Here is an 18340-nt window from a genome sequence, read left to right as displayed (position 1 = left end):
GGTCGCGGCTTCTTAAACTGAAGCCCTTCCTGAACCAAACGAGATAAACATGAAAAACAAAACGTTAAACCGCACCCTGCTCGCCGCGCTGGTGGTCAGCAGTCTTTTATCCCCTGCCGTTATGGCTGCCTGTCACGGCACCGATCTCAACCCCTGCCCTGCGCCGTTTGACGCAACCCTTCCCGACACGCACAGCATGCTGACCTGGAGTCAGGCGGATCGCGTGGTGGGTTTTCGTAACGACTATCGCAACTACGCGGGCGATGTTTTCCGCCACGGTAACGCCACGCCGCTGCTGGCAGCAGAGAAACCGCTTACCGACGCCCGCTATCAGGTCGATGGCAAGACGTATAACCTGCAGGACTACCTGAAACGCCAGAACGTCAGCGGCATGCTGGTGCTGAAGGACGGCAAAATTGCGTGGAAGTATCTGGGTGAAGGCAATACCGATTCCACGCTCTGGACATCCCGTTCGGTGGGGAAATCCGTGGTCTCTGCGCTGGTCGGAGTTGCCCTTAAAGAGGGTAAAATTCACTCCCTCGACGACCTAATCACCCGTTACGAACCCGATTTAAAAGGCACGGCGTGGGATGGCGTGACGCTGAGACAGCTGATCACTCACACCTCTGGCGTGGCGTGGAACGAAGACTACACCAACCCACAGTCTGATTTCGCGCAGCTTACCGAATGCGAAGCGAAGCCGGGCACCTACGACTGCGTGCGAAAGCTGGTGAAGGGGTTACACCGGGAACACCCGGCCGGAGAAAACTGGTCTTATTCATCGGGTGGCGCGTGGCTACTGGGTGACGTGCTGGAGCGCGCCACCGGCATGACGCTGGCGGCATACCTGGAGAAAAGCATCTGGCAACCGTACGGGATGGCGAGCGATGGCGTATGGCATGCCTACCGTAAAGGCCAGCACGATGTCGGGGCGCACGGCTTTAACGCCACGCTGGAAGACTGGGGCCGCTTCGGCGAGTTTATCCTGCATAACGGTACGCTTCCTTCGGGCAAACAGATCCTGCCTGACGGCTGGGTGAAGGCGTCGTCAGAGTGGACGCAGGCGAAAGGATCCGTGTCTGACGCGCATCCGAAAGGGTTGTACGGCTATCAGTGGTGGAATAACGAGATGCCCGCCACGGCCACAGACGTCAAGCCCGCGGTAGAGGATTCCCTGACAGATTCACTCTGGGCGCTGGGGATTTTTGGCCAGATGATTATGGTGAATCAAAAGGAAAACCTGGTGATTGTCCAGTGGTCCACCTGGCCGCAGGCGGAGCCGTCATTCAGCGCCCAGCCGCTGGAAGCGTCGCTGATGTTTAGCGCGATTGCGCAGGCGCTGCGCTGAATACAGTACTCTGCCAGTTTCGCCCGGCGGCGCTACGCTTGCACGGCCTACAAAATTCGTAGGTCGGGTAAGCGAAGCGCCACCCGACAAGAGCAGCAGCTATTCTGCCCTTCTGCGCGATATCACAAAATAGCGATATCAGCCACTTAGCATTAGATGGTGAATAAAAAATCAATGAATTGTTAAGTTATTGTTGGATAGGTAAATCCTGGTCAACGTCCTGTCATTGATGCGCAGCACGCATCAGTTCATGCGTGATTTGCGCTTATTAATTTCCGTTTAATGCGCCAGTTTTCAAAAACAGACGGACAACACGTCAATAATAAACTGGAGACGACCATGATTTCCTCAACCCCACCTGCAACCGTTCGCGCAAGAGCGGGCGCGATACTTCGCGTCACCTCGGGCAATTTCCTTGAGCAATTCGACTTCTTCCTGTTCGGGTTCTATGCCACCTACATCGCGCATACCTTCTTCCCGGCGAGCAGTGAATTTGCGTCGCTGATGATGACCTTCGCCGTCTTTGGCGCAGGCTTCTTAATGCGCCCCATCGGCGCGATTGTCCTCGGGGCTTACATCGACAAGGTGGGTCGCCGTAAAGGGTTGATCACCACCCTGTCGATTATGGCGGCCGGCACCTTCCTGATTGTGCTGATCCCCTCTTATGAGAGCATCGGCCTGTGGGCACCGCTGCTGGTGCTGGCGGGACGCTTGCTGCAGGGCTTTTCCGCCGGGGCGGAGCTTGGCGGCGTGTCGGTCTATCTGGCTGAAATTGCCACGCCGGGCCGCAAAGGCTTCTTTACCAGCTGGCAATCCGGCAGTCAGCAGGTGGCGATTATGGTGGCCGCCGCAATGGGCTTTGCGCTGAACGCGATGCTGGAAGAGAGCGCCATTCGTGAATGGGGCTGGCGGATCCCGTTCCTGTTCGGCTGTCTGATTGTGCCGTTTATCTTCTTCCTGCGCCGCAAGCTGGAAGAGACCGAGGAGTTCCGCACCCGCCGTCACACGCTGGCGATGCGTCAGGTCTTTACCACCCTGCTGGCGAACTGGCCGGTTGTGGTCGCGGGCATGCTGATGGTGGCCATGACCACCACCGCGTTCTACCTGATCACCGTCTACGCGCCTACCTTCGGCAAAAAAGTGTTAATGCTCAGCGCCTCCGACAGCCTGCTGGTGACGCTGCTGGTGGCCATCTCTAACTTTATCTGGCTACCGGTGGGCGGTGCCCTGTCGGACCGCTTCGGTCGTAAACCGGTGCTGATTGCCATGACCCTGCTGGCGCTGGCGACCAGCTATCCGGCCCTGACGCTGCTGGCTAACGCCCCCAGCTTCTCCATGATGCTGAGCGTACTGCTGTGGCTCTCATTCCTCTATGGCCTCTACAACGGCGCGATGATCCCGGCCCTGACGGAGATCATGCCGGTTGAGGTGCGTGTCGCCGGTTTCTCACTGGCGTATAGCCTTGCCACCGCGATCTTCGGCGGGTTTACGCCGGTCATTTCAACGGCCCTGATTGAGTACACCGGCGATAAAGCCTCGCCGGGTTACTGGATGAGCTTCGCGGCGGTCTGCGCACTGCTGGCAACGCTTTATCTCTATCGTCGCAGCGCGATGAATCTGCAGGTACAGAGAGGATAATATGCACACATTTGTACGTTCAGGACTGACCGGGCTGGTGTTGATGGCCACCAGTGCAGGCGCGCTGGCCCAGGAGGTGACGGTCATGATTTCAGGCGGTTTTAAGGCCGCGCTGGAAAAACTCGCCCCCGAGTATGAAGCCCGGACGGGCGACCATATCGTGCTGATCCCGGGGCCGTCGATGGGACAGACGCCGCAGGCGATCCCCAACCGGCTGGCGCGCGGTGAAAAAGCAGACGTAGTGATTATGGTCGGTGATGCGCTGGCGCACCTGGCGAAGGACCGGATGGTCAAAGAAGGTTCGCGCGTTGAGCTGGCGGATTCCCCCATCGGCGTGGTGGTGAAAGCCGGCTCGCCGGTGCCGGATATCGCCACGGATAGCGCGCTAAAACAGACCCTGCTTAAGGCGAGCACCATCGCCTACTCCGACAGCGCCAGCGGCCGGTATGTGCAAACGGAGCTCTTCAAAAAGCTGGGGATTGAAGCCCAGGTCAAGGGGAAAGCGCACAAGGTGGAGCGGATCCCGGTCGCCTCTGAGGTGGCGAAAGGGAAATACGCCGTGGGTTTCCAGCAGGTCAGCGAGCTGTTACCCGTGCCCGGCGTAACCTTTGTCGGCAAACTGCCGGATAACCTGCAATACATCACCCGTTTTGCCGGCGCGGTCACCGCTCATGCGGAGCACCCTGCCGAGGGGAAAGCCCTGCTGGATTATCTCGCTTCAGCAAACGCGCAGGAGACCATCACCGCCACCGGGATGATCCCCGTCACTCCGCGGCGCGATAACGCGCAGTAATGAGGGTTTCCAGCTCAGCGGCAATCCACGACTGAATACGCCCGCTGCGCCGGATCAGCCCGACAGTGCGTTTGACCTCGGGCTCGGTCAGCGGAATATGCGTCAGGAAGGAGTGCTCAGAGTGCGGCATTGACATGGCGGGGACGGCAGCAATGCCTATCCCCGCCTCGACCATTCCCAGCATCGTGGTGACGTGGCGCGTCTCGCAGATCCCCGGACGCTCCGGCTTAATGTGGCCGAGCATCTGATCGAGCAGATTCCGGTTCCCCGACGTAATGTCCAGGCTGATGTAATCCTGCTGATAAAAGGTCTGCCAGGTCAAACTTTTGCGCCCCGCCAGCGGGTGATCGCGACGACACGCGGCGACATATACATCCTCCACCAGCGGAATAAAGGTGAGATCTGGCTGAAGGCTTCTGGCAAAACAGATGCCAAAATCCGCCTGCCCGCTGGCCACCGCGTCAATGACGTTGCCCGCACTGCTGTCGATAAGCTTAATGCGCACGCGCGGATAGCGGCGGTGAAACTGGCGGATCACCTCCGGCATAAAATGGCAGGCCGCCGACGGCACGGTGGCGACGGTAATCAGCCCGGTGCGCTCCTCGCTCACCTTGTCGATATCCGCCAGCATCGATTCCACGTTTTCCAGAAGCTGCCCGCAGCGGTCGGCAAAGGTTTGCCCGAAGAGCGTCAGCGTCACGCGCCGGGTGGTTCTGTCGAACAGTTTCGCGCCGACGGCGGTTTCCAGCTTTTCAATACGGCGGCTTAAGGCGGACTGAGAGATACAGATAGATTCTGCGGCGATACGGAAGTTACCGTACTCCACCAGCGCTCTGAAGGCATAAAGATCGTTGAGGTCGAAATTGACGGGCATAGATTCTGGCAATCCTTAGCGCTTTCTGGAAACTCGGACATTCATAATAACGACTTATGAATCAGCGGCAACCTCTGCCGCTGATGTATGTCCGGAAAGCGCTACACTGCTCCGTGGGAGTCGCTGTGCGACGCCGCCACGGCATCCACCAGCGCCAGTTCCTCACGGCTCAGCAGCATCTCAATATTCACCAGAATAATCATTCGACTGTCGAGCACCCCCAGCCCAAGCAGGTAGCGGCCAGAGAGCACCGAGGCCACGTCCGGGGTCGGCTTGATGTTATCCACGTCAATCGACAGCACGTCCGCCACACCGTCAACCACGATACCCACCACGCGATCGTTCAGATTGAGCACGATAACCACCGTTTTATCGTCCTGTGACGGGTCGGGCAGATCGAAGCGCACGCGCAGATCGACAATTGGCACAATCACGCCGCGCAGGTTGGTCACGCCGGTAATAAAATTCGGCGCGTTCGGGATCCGCGTCAGGCGATCGCAGCCGCGGATCTCCTGCACTTTGAGAATATCAATGCCGTACTCTTCATCGCCCAGGCGGAATACGAGGTACTCCTGAGCGATGGCGTCGGTTGCGGCGGGTTTACTGGCGGTTGCTACAGTCATGCGTTTACCCCCTCCCTCTGGGGTTGTGGCGCGTTGAGCGTTGAAAGCTCAACCACATCAAGGATCAGCGCCACGCTGCCATCCCCGAGGATGGTGGCAGCGGAGACGCCAGGCACTTTGCGATAGTTATGTTCAAGGTTCTTCACCACCACCTGCTGCTGGCCGATAAGCTGATCGACCCACAGCGCATAGCGGCAGCCCGCGCTTTGCACGATAACCACAATGCCGTCGTCGGCAGGGGCTTCACCCGCCACCGAGAGACGCTGGCGCAGCAGCACCAGCGGCAGATATTCGCCGCGCACCTGCAGCAGGCGCTCTTCGCCGACAAAGCGGCACAGCATGTCGTCGGTCGGTCGCAGCGACTCCATCACCGCGCCCAGCGGCAGAACGTAAATCTCGTCCCCCACCTTCACCAGCATGCCGTCGAGGATCGCCAGCGTCAGCGGCAGAATAATGCGGATGGTGGTCCCGGCCCCTGGCGTCGAGAGCACGTCCACGTGGCCGCCCATCGCCAGAATGTTGCGTCGCACTACGTCCATGCCGACGCCACGCCCGGAGACATCCGTCACGCTCTCGGCAGTAGAGAAACCGGCGGCGAAGATCAGCATCCACACGTCGTCATCACTCATGGTGTCGCTGATGGTCATCCCCTGAGAGCGGGCTTTGGCGAGGATCTTCTCCCGGTTCAGCCCCGCCCCATCGTCGCTGACCTCAATCACGATATTGCCGCCGTGGTGTTCGGCAGAGAGCGTCAGGTTCCCGGTCACCGGTTTGCCTTTTGCGGCACGCACCTCTTTCTCTTCAATACCGTGGTCAAGGCTGTTACGCACCAGGTGGGTCAGCGGGTCAATAATGCGCTCGATCAGGCTCTTATCCAGCTCGGCGGAACCGCCTTTCAGGGTCAGTTCGACCTCTTTATTCAGGCGAGCGCCCAGGTCATGCACCAGACGCGGGAAGCGGCTAAAGACGTAATCCATCGGCATCATACGGATGGACATCACCGACTCCTGCAGCTCGCGGGTGTTGCGCTCCATCTGCGCCACGCAGCCGGAAAGCAGATCGTAACTGGCCGGATCAAGGGTTTTCGACAGCTGTGAAAGCATTGCCTGGGTGATAATCAGCTCACCGACCTGGTTGATGATCTGGTCGACTTTACTCACCGCCACGCGAATACTGCCCGACTCCTGACTGGCCGGACGCGGTGCAGGCGGCGCTTTTTTGACAACAGTCTCTGGCACCGCAACTGGCGTCTGTACCGGCGGTGTGGCTTGTGCAGGGCGGACGTCGATCTGCTTGCTGTCGAGCACAAAGCAGAGCACGGCGGTGATGTCATCCGCCGAGGCGGTGGTCCGCAGCGTGACGGTCATGCTGTCTGACGTTGCCTCAACGTCGTTAATCTCGCCCATATTGCTCAGCTCGTCGCGCAGCGTCGTCTGCTCGCGCGCCCCGACGTTACGCAGGGTCACCACCAGCGAGGTTTCCGTTTCCTGCGCCGTGCTGGCTGGCGCGGGCGCGGGGGCCGGTGTCACCGCTGGCGTCGTTGGCTGCTGACCTTCAAGGGCAATCTCCCTCAGGGCTTCACAGATATAGCGATAACGGGCTTCATCAGGCTCCTGCGAAGACTGATAGGCTTCCAGCTGCGCTTGCATAATGTCCTTACATTCCAGAAAAAGGTTGATGATTGAGCGACTGAGCGTTCTCTCCCCTGCCCGCGCCTGGTCAAGGAGGTTCTCCAGCAGGTGGGTCGTCTCCTGTAATGCGGTAAAGCCAAAGGTGGCCGCGCCCCCTTTCAGCGAGTGGGCGGCACGAAAGATGGCGTTCAGTTGCTCCTGATCCGGCGCCGCCACGTCAAGCTGCAGCAACTGCTGTTCCATTTCGGCCAGCAGCTCTTCCGCTTCGGTAAAGAAGATCTGCGAAAAATCATTCATGTCCATCGGTATAGCCCTGCACGTTTTGCAGATTGATATCGCTCAGCACGCTGTCTGCACGCTGAGCCTGCGTATCTTCCAGACGGATCTCCTGCTCTTTCGAGCGGCTGAGGACCAGAATGCTGATGCGGCGGTTCACCGCGCTTTCCGGCGGCGTGTTCTCCAGCGGCATCCGGCTGGCGGTGCCGATCACGCGTAAGAAGCGCTCATCGTTAAGGCCGCCCCGGACTAATACCCGGCGGGCGGCATTCGCGCGCCCGGCAGAGAGTTCCCAGTTGCTGTAGCCGCCGTCGCCACCGGCATACGGCAGCGAGTCGGTGTGCCCTGTCAGGCTCAGCGCGTTCGGCAGCTCCTGCAGCAGCGGCACCAGCGCCTGCAGAATGCCGTTCATGTAGGATTCCGGCAGTTCGCTGCCGACGCGGAACATCGGGCGGTCCTGCGAGTCGGTGATCTGGATCAGCAGACCGTCGTTGGTGAGGTTGAGCAGAATGTTGGATTTAAAGTTATTCAGCCGCGGATCGGTTTCGATCATCTTCTGCAGCTTCTCTTTCGCCTGCTTCAGGCTTTCAAAACGCTTGTGTTTATCGATACTGGCAATTTGTCCTTTAAACACCTCACCCTGCCGCTTCAGAATGTCATCCCCTCCCCCTGGAATGACACTGTCGCTCAGGCTGGTTTTATCGCCGTTGGCCATCGAGGGTTTCAGCGGCATGCGGAAGTAATCGGCAATCAGTTCCCTTTCCATATCCGTGGACTGCGCCAGCAGCCACATCACCAGAAAGAACGCCATCATGGCCGTCATAAAATCGGCATAGGCAATCTTCCATGTCCCACCGTGATGGGCATGTTTTTTCTTCTTACGCTTACGTGAAATGATGACAGGGGTGACGTTCTTCATGCTGCGTTGTCCGTCGATTTGGTTTTCAGCGTGGCGTTGGATTTCACATCGCGCACGTGCTCTTCCAGCTCTTCAAACGACGGGCGTTCGCTGGTAAAGATGGTTTTACGACCGAACTCCACGGCAATCTGCGGCGCATAGCCATTAAGGCTGGAGAGCAGCGTGACTTTAATACACTGGAGGACTTTGACCTGGTCAGAACTCTTCTGGCGCAGCAACGTCGCCAGCGGTAAGACAAAGCCATAGGCAATCAGGATCCCGAGGAAGGTGCCCACCAGCGCGTGGCCAATCAGCATTCCCAGCTCCGCCGCCGGACGATCCGCCGCCCCCAGGGCGTTCACCACCCCCATCACCGCCGCCACAATGCCGAATGCCGGAAACGCGTCGCCTACGGTATTCAGGCTGTGGGCGGGCACTTCCAGCTCTTCCTCGCAAGTTTCGATCTCTTCGTCCATCAGGGCTTCGATTTCATGGGAGTTCATGCTGCCGCCAATCATCAGGCGGAAGTAGTCGAGGATAAAGTTGGCGAGCATTGGGTCGCTCATGAGGCGGGGATAGGCGCTGAAAATATCGCTGTTCTGCGGATCTTCGATGTCCTTTTCCAGCGACATCAGCCCATGAACGCGGCTCTGGGAGAGCAGCAGGAACATCAGGGCCATCAGATCCATATACACCGCTTTGTTATAACGCTTTCCGACAAAGACCTTAACCAGCGCTTTCCCCGTTGCTTTCAGGGATTTGACGTTGTTGCCGACAATAAACGCCCCCACCCCGGCACCGCCGATAATCAGCAATTCCAGCGGCTGAAACAGCGCCATCAGGTTACCGCCGGACAAAAGAAAACCACCAAAAACGGTCGATATGACAACAAGATAGCCAACAATAACTAACACAATTTCTCCTTTTCGGTACTTTGACCGATGCCGGGAGCCCCGGCATCAGGTAAACGCCATCTTGCGCACAGCCCCCGTCAGCGGTTACGCCGTCATAATTTCCGGCGCGGCGAACTTACCCAGAAGTCCGGTATTGCTCACCTGGGATTTTTTAAGCGCGCGCGACGGCGGACTGCACAAGCTGCAGGTAAATGGGTTTTTAATAAATTCCGTGGTGACGACAAAACCGCCGCCGCAGACGCTACAGGCCTTACGCGAAATAATACCGCAGTCGATAAAGCGTAATAATGTCCAGGCACGCGTCAGACCCAGCACCGGCTTCTCATCGGAACAGGTGCTGCACTGCTCCAGATAAAGACGATAGGTCTTCATCAGCGTTTCAATAGGACGCCCCTGCTCGGTTTTTTTCAAATACAGATAAATGTTATAAAACATGGAAGAGTGAATATTCTGCTCCCATGACATAAACCAGTCTTCTGAAAATGGCAGCATGCCTTTTGGCGGAGGACAGCCGCGTAATTCTTTATATAAGCGAAGCAGCCGACGGCGACTCAGCGACGTTTCCGACTCCAGCACCTGCATTCTCGCGCCCAGAGAAATTAATCCCATGGCGATATTTACTTCATCAATTTCCTGCAGCAGACTTTTTTCACCACACATGATTATGCCTCCTCCGCGGTAATGGCATCTTCTTCACTTAAGGCGTTAAGAAGATTGGTCGACAAAATAATGCCGGTGTGAATCTGCTGCAGCGCTTCAATACGCGAATCTTTGGTCAGATTTTCAATTACCACTTCATCATCAACGCGCAGACGACAAATAAGCTGATTAGTGGTGGCCAGTTTCATCAATTGTGGTAGCGAAAGTTCTTTCAGATTATCAATTGTCCCTTCAGACAATCCAAGGCGAAAACCCGCCGCAAACTTATCCTGACGAATCAACTGCTGAGCCAGTAGTAAATAGGATAAATTAATGTCATGGATATTTTGCAGATACTCATCAAAATTGGACACAGGCGAAAACCCCCAATGTTATTCAGCCAACAACTGGCTTGTCAGTTTAGATAATTAACGTTTCCGAACTGATGCAGAGAGTCTTTTGGTATTGATATTCACTAAGGTAAGTCACTCTTCCTGAGTAAATGAGTCAATGCCAAAGGAGGCTGCATCTCAAAACTGGCAAAATCATAAACACTAAGCATTTTCCGAACAAGCGACAGAAATTCCCCCAAATCCATAATTTGATGTTAACCAACTGATTTAAAAAGTTAAAAAAGCATCATTAAACGTTGTTAAACCCTTACTTTAATGATTAAACACGTTTTCAAAAATTATTGCTCGCAAAAAATGTTAATACAATGTAATTATTGTGATGCTGATTCAATACGACCTCTTAACCTTTTTATCGCCAGACTATGCAACTGACTTACCCGTGTTTCAGTAATACCCAATACCAGCCCAATTTCTTTCATGTTCATGTCCTGAACATAATAGAACTGCAATAACAGCTGTTCTCTTTCCGGGATATACTGAATATGTTCGATGATCTGTTCTGTCAGGTTCTGCTTGATAGCATCATGTAACGGATTAAGCTTTTCATTCTCCTCATCGCTCATCTCCCAGCTGTCGGCGTAATTCTCCTGCAACTCATCAACCGAATACATCTGGCTGGAATTATTATCTGCCAGCATCTGCTGGAATTCCTGCAATGAGACACCCATGCGCTCAGCAATTTCAGACTCGGTGGCTTCCCCCCCCTTTTCTTGCTCGATTTGCTGAATAAGTGCGACAATTTCCCGCGTATGGGTTCGTACCCGACGCGGAACCCAGTCACTTTCTCTCAGCTCATCTAACAGTGCCCATTTCACCCGCTGGGTGATCCATGCGCTCAGAGTGACCCCTTTTTTGGGATCGAAGCTCTCTACTGCACTTAAAAAACCTATTGAGCCAGCCTGAATTAAATCATCCAGTTCTACACTGGCAGGAAGTCGCTTATGTAAACGCAATGCTTCCTGCCGCACCAGATAATGATACTTAGACCAGACTACCGATTTATCTTCCAGCCCTTCGGCCGTATAAATACCATCCACGATTACATTCCACCCAATCATCTCTTCGAGAATTATCCGGTGAAATGGCGCATTCAAATAGGGCAATAAGACTTTAGAAAAATGCGCATACTGTTAATTCGCTTTTATTCACCCGCAATTTAACAAAACCGCGTAATTAATAGCGGTAATTAACAAGATTAAAAGGTTTCCCACTGGGCCAGGTCAGGTTCTTTTTGACGCTGCGGCTTATTCGCCTGCACGGTCACGTTCGTCACGGTGCTCTCGTGATTCAGCCGGAATTGCGCCACCAGTTTCTCCAGCGCATCGGACTGTGCTTCCAGTTCCCCCGCCGCCATCGCCGCTTCTTCCACCATCGCCGCATTCTGCTGGGTCACCAGATCCATTTCATTGACCGCCTGCGAAATCTGGTTGATACCCGCGCTCTGCTCGTCAGACGCGGAGGTGATTTCGCCCATGATCTGCGTCACCTGTGCAACAGAGGTCACAATTTCCTGCATCACCGTGCTGGCCTGTCCGACCTGACGTGAACCGGTATCAATATTACTCACGCTAGTGTTGATCAGCTGGTTGATCTCTTTGGCCGCATCGGCGCTGCGTTTTGCCAGGTTGCGCACTTCTTCTGCCACCACCGCAAAACCACGCCCCTGCTCACCTGCTCGCGCCGCTTCCACCGCCGCGTTCAGGGCCAGAATGTTCGTCTGGTTGGCAATGCTATCGATCACGCCGTTGATATCGGCAATCTGGCGCGAGCTGGTCGTTATTTGCGCCATGATCTGCTCAAGGCTCTGCATCACCTCTCCGCCGTTATGGGCATTGGCGCTGGCACTTTCCGCCAGTTCACGCGCCGCATGGGCGTTATCGGCATTCTGACGCACGGTGGTTTTAATCTGCTCCATGCTGGCCGCCGTCTCCTGCAGCGCTGCCGCCTGCTCTTCGGTGCGGGAGGAGAGATCGTTGTTGCCGTGGGCAATCTCCTGGGCGTTGGTGTGAATACGCTGCACGCTGTCGCGGATCCCAAGAATAGTACTGGTCAGGGAGGTACGCATCGTCTCCAGCTCAGTCAACATATGGCCGATTTCATTCTGGCTGCCAGCCTCAATAGGCTGACTGAGATCGCCCGCGGCCACACGACGCAGCATCTCAACCGTGGTCTCCATACGACGCACCAGGGTATGGCGCAGCCAGTAACGCACGGCGAGCAGCAGCCCGACGGCCAGAATCAGCACAGCAATCCCGACACCCAACATAATCTGGTAGCCACGCTCGGAGGCATGAATATAGCTTTCACTCATGCGAGCGCTGGCATCCGTATACTGATCGACCTTATTACGCAGCGCGGTGCGCAGCTCCATATCGTTTTCCAGCGAGCCGGTATAGCCAGCCGGGTTTTGCAGGTAACCCAGCTTAACGTTGGCAACTTTATACACCTCGTTAAACGCCGCGTTCACTTCAGCCGCCAGACGGCTCTCTTCTTCGGTATTAAACGGCGAGGCCATAAACGCATCCATATTTTGGCGCGCAAGTTTCAGCACATTCACCGTATGTCTGGCGACATTTTCAGAAACCGGATTACCCAACGCTGCCTGCAGCATCAGCCCGTTGGTATTGGCCATGACCGCACTGATGTTATAAGCCGCATCGCGCATCTGATCGTTATTATCTGAAGCCACCACAATGCGTTTAAAATTATTGTTATTGGAGACGGCGTCATAAACAGAATAGGCCGTTACGCCAAACAGCATCATCGCAAACAAACCAATAATCAGGCTGATTGCGCTATAAATTTTGAGTTTCGTTAACATAGATTTTCACCGGCCGTATATGGCCGGTGCCTGTGGGAGTCAATTAAACGGTTAACTGGAGGACATAGTAAAGAGGTTCATCGACTGCATTTTTTTGTAGACGAACATCGACGCATTAAAGGCCAGCTCTGACATCTGCGATTCCGACACCAGCGTTACCAGCTTGCTGGTATCAGAACCGATGGCGTTCTGCACTTTCACAATGGTGTCGTTGATCAGCACCGCACCGGAGAGATCCAGAGCATCAAGCTGCTGCAGGTTGGTCCCGATTTCGGCCTGGGCCTTACCCAGACGGTTAATACCCTCATCCACTGCCAGGCTTGCAGCGCTGAGAGCGGCTTCGAGGTTCTTGTCGTAATCAGCACCGTCAGGGTCAGCGGTCAGCGCGGCCACGGCATCATTCAGCACCATGAAAATGTCGCCGAAGACCTCCTTACCCAGATGGCTGACCTGCATTTCAGTTCCGTCAGCCACGGTTTGCCTGCGCGCTTCGTCTCCACCACGGTAATTACCCACGTCATCAAACGCGGGGGTATCGGTCTTAAAACCAGAGAAAATATAGTTTCCACTGGCGTCGCGGTTATTCGCTAAGTCGAGCAAATTGGCACGGATGCCTTTGATCTCCTCTCCCAACGCCTTACGATCCTCCGCTGAGTAGGTACCGCTTTTCGCCGCAATAATTTTTTCCTTCAGCGTCGTGGTTAATAAATTCCCCACCCCATTAAGAATATTATCCTGATGCTCCAGCGCACCGCGTGCCAGGGAGCGCACGCTGCTGTACATCTCCAGCTTTGCCAGCGCGTCCTGCTGCTTCACCGCGTCGGTTGCGGCAGCCGGATCGTCCGACGCTTTCAGCAGCATTTTGCCTGCCGACATGCGCAAATAAACATCATTGCTTTGGCTCATGCGCTTCGTCATGGCCTCCGCGCTATTTTTATACATATACAGCGTACTTAATCGCATCATCGGTTCCTTATCGGATAGACAGCAGGGCATCAAACATATCGGTAGCGGTTTTCAGCAGTTGCGCGTTGGCGTTGTAATACTGCTTAAACATATCCAGGTTGATGTACTCTTCGTCCATATTGACGCCAGAGAGGGCCTGCTTGGTGTCGTACTTGGTCTGGAAATCCGTTTCGGCGCTGGCAAGCTCAGATTTCACGCCGCGCGCATGGTCACCAATGGTTCCCACCAGGCTGGCATAGGCTTCAGTTAACGTGTTTTCACCAATCAGCTTTTCATCCTGAATTTTGCGCAGCGCATCGAGGTTCTTATTATCACTCGGACCGCCATCTTTATCCCCCGCTGTCGCAAACTCCTGTGCGCTGGCGATGTTGCGGGTTATCCCTTCCGCAGCACCTGCCATCGGGTTAAGGGTGAAGGTGTCGCCATTGGCAAACCCTCCCCCTGATACATCGATCTCAATTCCGTTAAAGCTAAGCGTACCCCCAACGACAGTAGCCGAGACATCACGTCCATCAGCGCCTTTGACGGTCCATCCACCCGCACCATCACTGATGAGGGTATAATTTTCCGATGTCACCTTTTTGTAATCGGTGACGGTTATCCCCTCAAGCTTGCCGGTCCCGGTGTTTTTCGCGTTGGCATAGGCTTTGATATCTGCCAGGGAGAAGAGATCCCCACCCGGTTTTCCGTCTGGCGTATAGCCCTGCGCATGCTGCTCGTTCATGCGGTTCGCCATTTTAAAGGCGATCTGATCCAGCTCCTGACGGGCAACGGTCAGGTCTTCGTTACGGAATTTAAACAACCCGCCCAGGCGACCTTTGGTGATGCTGCTTTCATCCAGCGGCGAGGCTTTACCGTTCGCATCCACGTAGGAGACGATGGTTTTATTGGGATCGCTATCCGAGAGCGAGGTTTGCAGCTTATACGCTCTGTCCCCGGAAACCAGCGGACGACCGTCAGACAGGAGCACGTCAACCCGACCCGAGGTTTTGTCTTCGGTCACCGTGATCCCAATGTGTTCGCTCATCTTTTCCAGCAGCGCATCGCGCTGGTCGAGCAGGTCGGCAGGCGGAGCGCCATTCCCCTGGGCACGTTCCAGCTGTTTGTTCAGCTCCGCCAGCTGCTGGGTGTAGCTGTTAATATCTTTGGTGCTCTGTTCGATCTGGGTGTTAGTGCTCTTTTCCAGCGCGGTCAGGCGCCTGGCGCTGGCGTTAAAACGATTCGCCAGCGTACCCAGGGAGGTGTAGACCGCGACTCGCCCCGGAGGATCAGACGGATCACTGCTCAGATTTGCCATGGCCGTAAACATATCGTTCATTGAGACCGAAACGTTATCGGACTCGTCGGCCAGCATATTATCGATGTCCGCCAGCTGTTCATTTCGCCCCGCGAGTGCGGCGAAGTGAGAAAGTGATCCGCGCAACTGATTGTTGGCAAACGCGTCGTACGCACGCTCGACACCACCGGCGCGTGCCCCGTAACCGAAAAAGCCCTGCCCGGTAGTCATGCCGCCCAGTTCGCCGATGATCAGGCTGCGGCGGCTGTAGGTGCCGGACAGGCCATTGGTCAGGTTATCGCCCGTCACGCGCAGTGCCGCCTGTGCAACGCTCAGGCCGCCTCTCGCCAGGTTAAATAAGTTATTCATAAGATCCGGATATTCCCTGTTTGCAGGCCCGGGTTCGCGTCCGGGCCAGAAAGTTCATGTCTCTGCTTATTTCATCGGTGATTAGAAAATTCTCTAAAAAATTTTATCGAGATCGTGTTTATAGGCATTCACACCCTGCTGAATATCGCCTTTCACCTTCTGAATAATGGTGATGAGCTTTTTGGCGTACGCCGGGTCGGTCGCATAGCCGCCCGCCTGCAGCGCCTTCGCCCCCTGCTCTGGCGAGCCGGACTGCACCACGCCGCGATAGCGCGGATTTTTTGTCAGCAGCTTCGCGTAGTCCGCCAGTGCATGCTCGTACGAGTCGTAGACGCGGAACGCGGCTTTCACCTTCTGCTTCACACCGTTGAGGTATTCGGTGGTGGTGATCTCGGTAGTTTTGCCGCGCCAGTCGCCGGTCGCTTTGATGCCGAACAGGTTGTGGCTCGGTCGGCCATCCGCCGCCGGGATTTCGCGCTTGCCCCAGCCGGACTCCAGCGCTGCCTGGGCGAGGATCAGGTGCGGATGCAGCCCGCTTTGCTGCGCGGCCGCCTGGGCCGGGCGCAGCAGACGGGCAATAAACGGATGCGCCCCTTCCGCCGGTTTAGCGAACGACACCGGCGCAGGCAGGCGAAGTGGCCCGGTGGCCGGCGCCGAAGCAAGATCCGGTCGTATAAAGTCGCGTCCCGGCGTGCTCACCGTTGCGGCAGGTGCCTCACGCTCGCCGCCCAGCTGGCGGACGATAAGATCGGCAAAGCCGAGCTGACCACTCCCGGCAATATTCTGTGCAACCTGCTGATCGTGCATGGCGGTGTACATCTCGGAAGACTGGCTGCTCAGCAGATCGTCCTTAAAGGTGGCATCGCGCATGCTCTTCATCATCATCTGCACGAAGATGCCCTCCATCTGCTTTGCCGCCGCTTTCAGTGCGCCGGGCGCTTGCCGCCCGGCCTCCCGTTTTAAGGTATCCAGCGAACGGACATCAAAGGCGGGCTGATCGAGCTTGTCGAAGGCGTTCATCAGTTCACCTCCAGCTTCGCCCGCAGACAGCCGGCGTTTTTCATTGCCTGTAAAACCGACATCAGCTCGTTTGGCGTGGCACCCAGGCTGTTCAGTGCACGGATCACCGCGTTCAGATCGGTACTGCTGCGCACGTGCTGCAGCGAACCGCCGCTGTCGCGCACCGAGATATCGGTCTGCGGTACCACCACCGTCTCCCCGCCGCCAAATGGCGTATCGGGCTGGCTGATAATGTTGTTCTGCATGACCTCTACCGTCAGCGAGCCGTGCGCCACCGCGCAGGAGTCGAGCGAGACGTGGCGGTTCATCACCACCGAGCCGGTACGCGAGTTCACAATCACCTTCGCGTCCTGCACGTTCACCCGTAGCGGAATGTCCTGAATGTCGGCCAGGAAACGCACGCGGGACGGACCGTCCGGCGGCGCGAACAGGCGCACGGTGCGGGCATCTTCCGGTATCGCCGCCCCGCCGCTGTAGCGCTGGTTAATGGCATCGCTGACCTGCTGCGCCAGCGAGAAGTCAGTCTCGTTGAGCTGCAGGCGCACAATGCTCTGGGTGGCGAAATCGTTCGGCACTTCCCGCTCCACGGTCGCTCCGCCGCTGATACGTCCGCCGTTAAGCTGGTTCACCTGCACACGGCTGCCGCCCGATTGCGCGCCCGCACCGGAGATCAGAATGTTGCCCTGGGCAATGGCGTAGATCTGGTTATCCGCCCCTTTCAGGGGGGTCATCAGCAGCGTACCGCCGCGCAGGCTTTTGGCGTTGCCCACCGAGGAGACCACAATGTCCAGCTTGTCGCCCGGACGGGCAAACGGCGGCAGCTCGGCGGTGACCATCACCGCCGCGATATTTTTCAGCTGCATATTGGTGCCCGCCGGAACGGTGATCCCCAACTGCGAGAGCATGTTGTTCAGGCTCTGGCCGGTGAACGGCGCCTGCATGGTCTGGTCGCCGGTCCCGTCAAGACCGACAATCAGGCCGTAGCCCATCAGGGAGTTGGAACGCACGCCCTGCACCGTCGCCAGATCGCGGATACGTTCCGCGTGTACCACTTTAGGTACCGCCAGCGTCATGCCGTAGAGCAGGATGCTGAGAAAAAACAGGATAGATTCTTTTTTCATGGTCATATCAGAAAGGAGAAAGGTTCAGGAACAGGCGTTGCAGCCAGCCCATGTTCTGCGCTTCGTTGATGTAGCCGTTGCCGACATACTCAATGCGAGCGTCCGCCACCTGGGTGGACGGCACGGTATTGCTGCCGCTGATGGTGCGCGGGTTCACCACCCCGGAGAAGCGGATGAATTCGGTGCCCTGGTTGATGGCGATCTGCTTCTCACCCACCACGCCGAGGTTGCCGTTGGGCAGCAGCTCTTTCACGGTCACAGTGATGGTGCCGGTAAAGGTGTTGCGCGCCGCCGCGCCGCCCTTGCCTGCGAAATCATTTTTGCCTTCGGCTTCAAAATCCGCTTTGCCATCGCCCAGCCAGCTGTTGAGTTTTGAGGGTACCGCAATCAGCCCCATACCGGCCGATCCATTACGGTTGGCACTGGCGGAGGAACTTTTGCTGGCGCTCACGTTCTCCTGCAGCAGGATGGTCAGCGTGTCGCCCACGTTACGCGGGCGGCGGTCTTCAAACATCGGCTGATAGCCGTAGTTCATCCCCTGCCCGGCCTGAAACAGTGAGCCGCCGGTCGCTGCCGGTGCCATCGGTAATGGTGTTGCCGTTGTCGGACCTTCAACAAGGGGCTTTTGCATAATGTGCGCGCAGCCGCCGAGCAGCAGCGTGCTTGCCAGCAGCGCGGCCGCCGGAATGTGCATAGACAATATTTTCATTTCAGTGTCGA

At 56.5% G+C, this 18340-nt stretch carries 17 protein-coding genes; 3 read left to right on the top strand and 14 right to left on the bottom strand.

Annotated features, from left to right (window positions below; translation table 11 throughout):
* Positions 1 to 49: 49 nt before the first annotated feature.
* The 3 genes from NQ842_RS09510 (at position 50) to NQ842_RS09500 (ending at position 3779) form a co-directional block, all read left to right on the top strand.
* Positions 50 to 1348 carry a serine hydrolase gene (locus tag NQ842_RS09510; RefSeq protein WP_257256785.1) on the top strand — a complete coding sequence of 433 codons (1299 nt, stop codon included), beginning with the start codon at positions 50 to 52 and terminating at the stop codon, positions 1346 to 1348.
* A gap of 339 nt (positions 1349 to 1687) precedes the next feature.
* Positions 1688 to 2986, top strand: a complete 1299-nt coding sequence (locus tag NQ842_RS09505) for an MFS transporter (protein ID WP_257256784.1) — start codon at positions 1688 to 1690, stop codon at positions 2984 to 2986.
* A 1-nt stretch (position 2987) separates the two neighbouring features.
* Positions 2988 to 3779: a substrate-binding domain-containing protein gene (locus tag NQ842_RS09500; RefSeq protein WP_373371739.1), complete on the top strand. Its 792-nt coding sequence runs from the start codon at positions 2988 to 2990 to the stop codon at positions 3777 to 3779.
* On the opposite strand, the gene NQ842_RS09495 is transcribed toward NQ842_RS09500, so the two are convergent.
* The 14 genes from NQ842_RS09495 to NQ842_RS09430 form a co-directional block, all read right to left on the bottom strand.
* Entirely contained in the window at positions 3751 to 4653 is a 903-nt protein-coding gene (locus NQ842_RS09495; RefSeq protein WP_014832505.1) for a LysR family transcriptional regulator, read from the bottom strand. The two genes, NQ842_RS09500 and NQ842_RS09495, sit on opposite strands and share 29 nt — an antisense overlap.
* A gap of 101 nt (positions 4654 to 4754) precedes the next feature.
* Positions 4755 to 5276, bottom strand: coding sequence for a chemotaxis protein CheW (locus tag NQ842_RS09490; protein WP_014832506.1), 522 nt, complete (start codon positions 5274 to 5276; stop codon positions 4755 to 4757).
* Positions 5273 to 7210 (bottom strand): chemotaxis protein CheA, encoded by a 1938-nt coding sequence (gene cheA, locus NQ842_RS09485; RefSeq protein WP_257256783.1) that lies wholly within the window; start codon positions 7208 to 7210, stop codon positions 5273 to 5275. The genes NQ842_RS09490 and cheA overlap by 4 nt, the downstream gene beginning before the upstream one ends.
* Positions 7197 to 8102, bottom strand: coding sequence for a flagellar motor protein MotB (gene motB / locus NQ842_RS09480; RefSeq protein ID WP_257256782.1), 906 nt, complete (start codon positions 8100 to 8102; stop codon positions 7197 to 7199). Before motB ends, cheA begins: the two co-directional genes overlap by 14 nt.
* Positions 8099 to 8995: a flagellar motor stator protein MotA gene (gene motA / locus NQ842_RS09475; protein WP_257256781.1), complete on the bottom strand. Its 897-nt coding sequence runs from the start codon at positions 8993 to 8995 to the stop codon at positions 8099 to 8101. The genes motB and motA overlap by 4 nt, the downstream gene beginning before the upstream one ends.
* Positions 8996 to 9079: 84 nt before the next feature.
* Positions 9080 to 9655 (bottom strand): flagellar transcriptional regulator FlhC, encoded by a 576-nt coding sequence (flhC, locus tag NQ842_RS09470; RefSeq protein ID WP_257256780.1) that lies wholly within the window; start codon positions 9653 to 9655, stop codon positions 9080 to 9082.
* Positions 9656 to 9657: 2 nt separating this feature from the next.
* Complete coding sequence (gene flhD, locus NQ842_RS09465; protein WP_013097770.1) at positions 9658 to 10008, bottom strand: flagellar transcriptional regulator FlhD; 351 nt, start codon at positions 10006 to 10008, stop codon at positions 9658 to 9660.
* 350 nt (positions 10009 to 10358) lie between these two features.
* A complete protein-coding gene (fliA, locus tag NQ842_RS09460; protein WP_257256779.1) occupies positions 10359 to 11084 on the bottom strand; it encodes an RNA polymerase sigma factor FliA in 726 nt (241 codons plus the stop codon).
* A 158-nt stretch (positions 11085 to 11242) separates the two neighbouring features.
* Positions 11243 to 12868 (bottom strand): methyl-accepting chemotaxis protein, encoded by a 1626-nt coding sequence (locus NQ842_RS09455; protein WP_063425925.1) that lies wholly within the window; start codon positions 12866 to 12868, stop codon positions 11243 to 11245.
* A gap of 51 nt (positions 12869 to 12919) precedes the next feature.
* Entirely contained in the window at positions 12920 to 13831 is a 912-nt protein-coding gene (gene flgL / locus NQ842_RS09450) for a flagellar hook-associated protein FlgL (protein ID WP_063412392.1), read from the bottom strand.
* A 10-nt stretch (positions 13832 to 13841) separates the two neighbouring features.
* Positions 13842 to 15479, bottom strand: coding sequence for a flagellar hook-associated protein FlgK (gene flgK, locus NQ842_RS09445; RefSeq protein WP_257256778.1), 1638 nt, complete (start codon positions 15477 to 15479; stop codon positions 13842 to 13844).
* 93 nt (positions 15480 to 15572) lie between these two features.
* Positions 15573 to 16499: a flagellar assembly peptidoglycan hydrolase FlgJ gene (gene flgJ, locus NQ842_RS09440; RefSeq protein ID WP_257256777.1), complete on the bottom strand. Its 927-nt coding sequence runs from the start codon at positions 16497 to 16499 to the stop codon at positions 15573 to 15575.
* Positions 16499 to 17626: a flagellar basal body P-ring protein FlgI gene (locus NQ842_RS09435; protein WP_043951663.1), complete on the bottom strand. Its 1128-nt coding sequence runs from the start codon at positions 17624 to 17626 to the stop codon at positions 16499 to 16501. The genes flgJ and NQ842_RS09435 overlap by 1 nt, the downstream gene beginning before the upstream one ends.
* Position 17627: 1 nt before the next feature.
* Positions 17628 to 18314, bottom strand: coding sequence for a flagellar basal body L-ring protein FlgH (locus NQ842_RS09430; RefSeq protein WP_014832517.1), 687 nt, complete (start codon positions 18312 to 18314; stop codon positions 17628 to 17630).
* Positions 18315 to 18340: the final 26 nt, after the last annotated feature.

This window comes from Enterobacter cloacae complex sp. R_G8, from assembly GCF_024599795.1.
In the GTDB taxonomy this organism is placed as follows: domain Bacteria; phylum Pseudomonadota; class Gammaproteobacteria; order Enterobacterales; family Enterobacteriaceae; genus Enterobacter; species Enterobacter dissolvens.
This window is presented reverse-complemented; position numbering and strand designations above follow the sequence as displayed.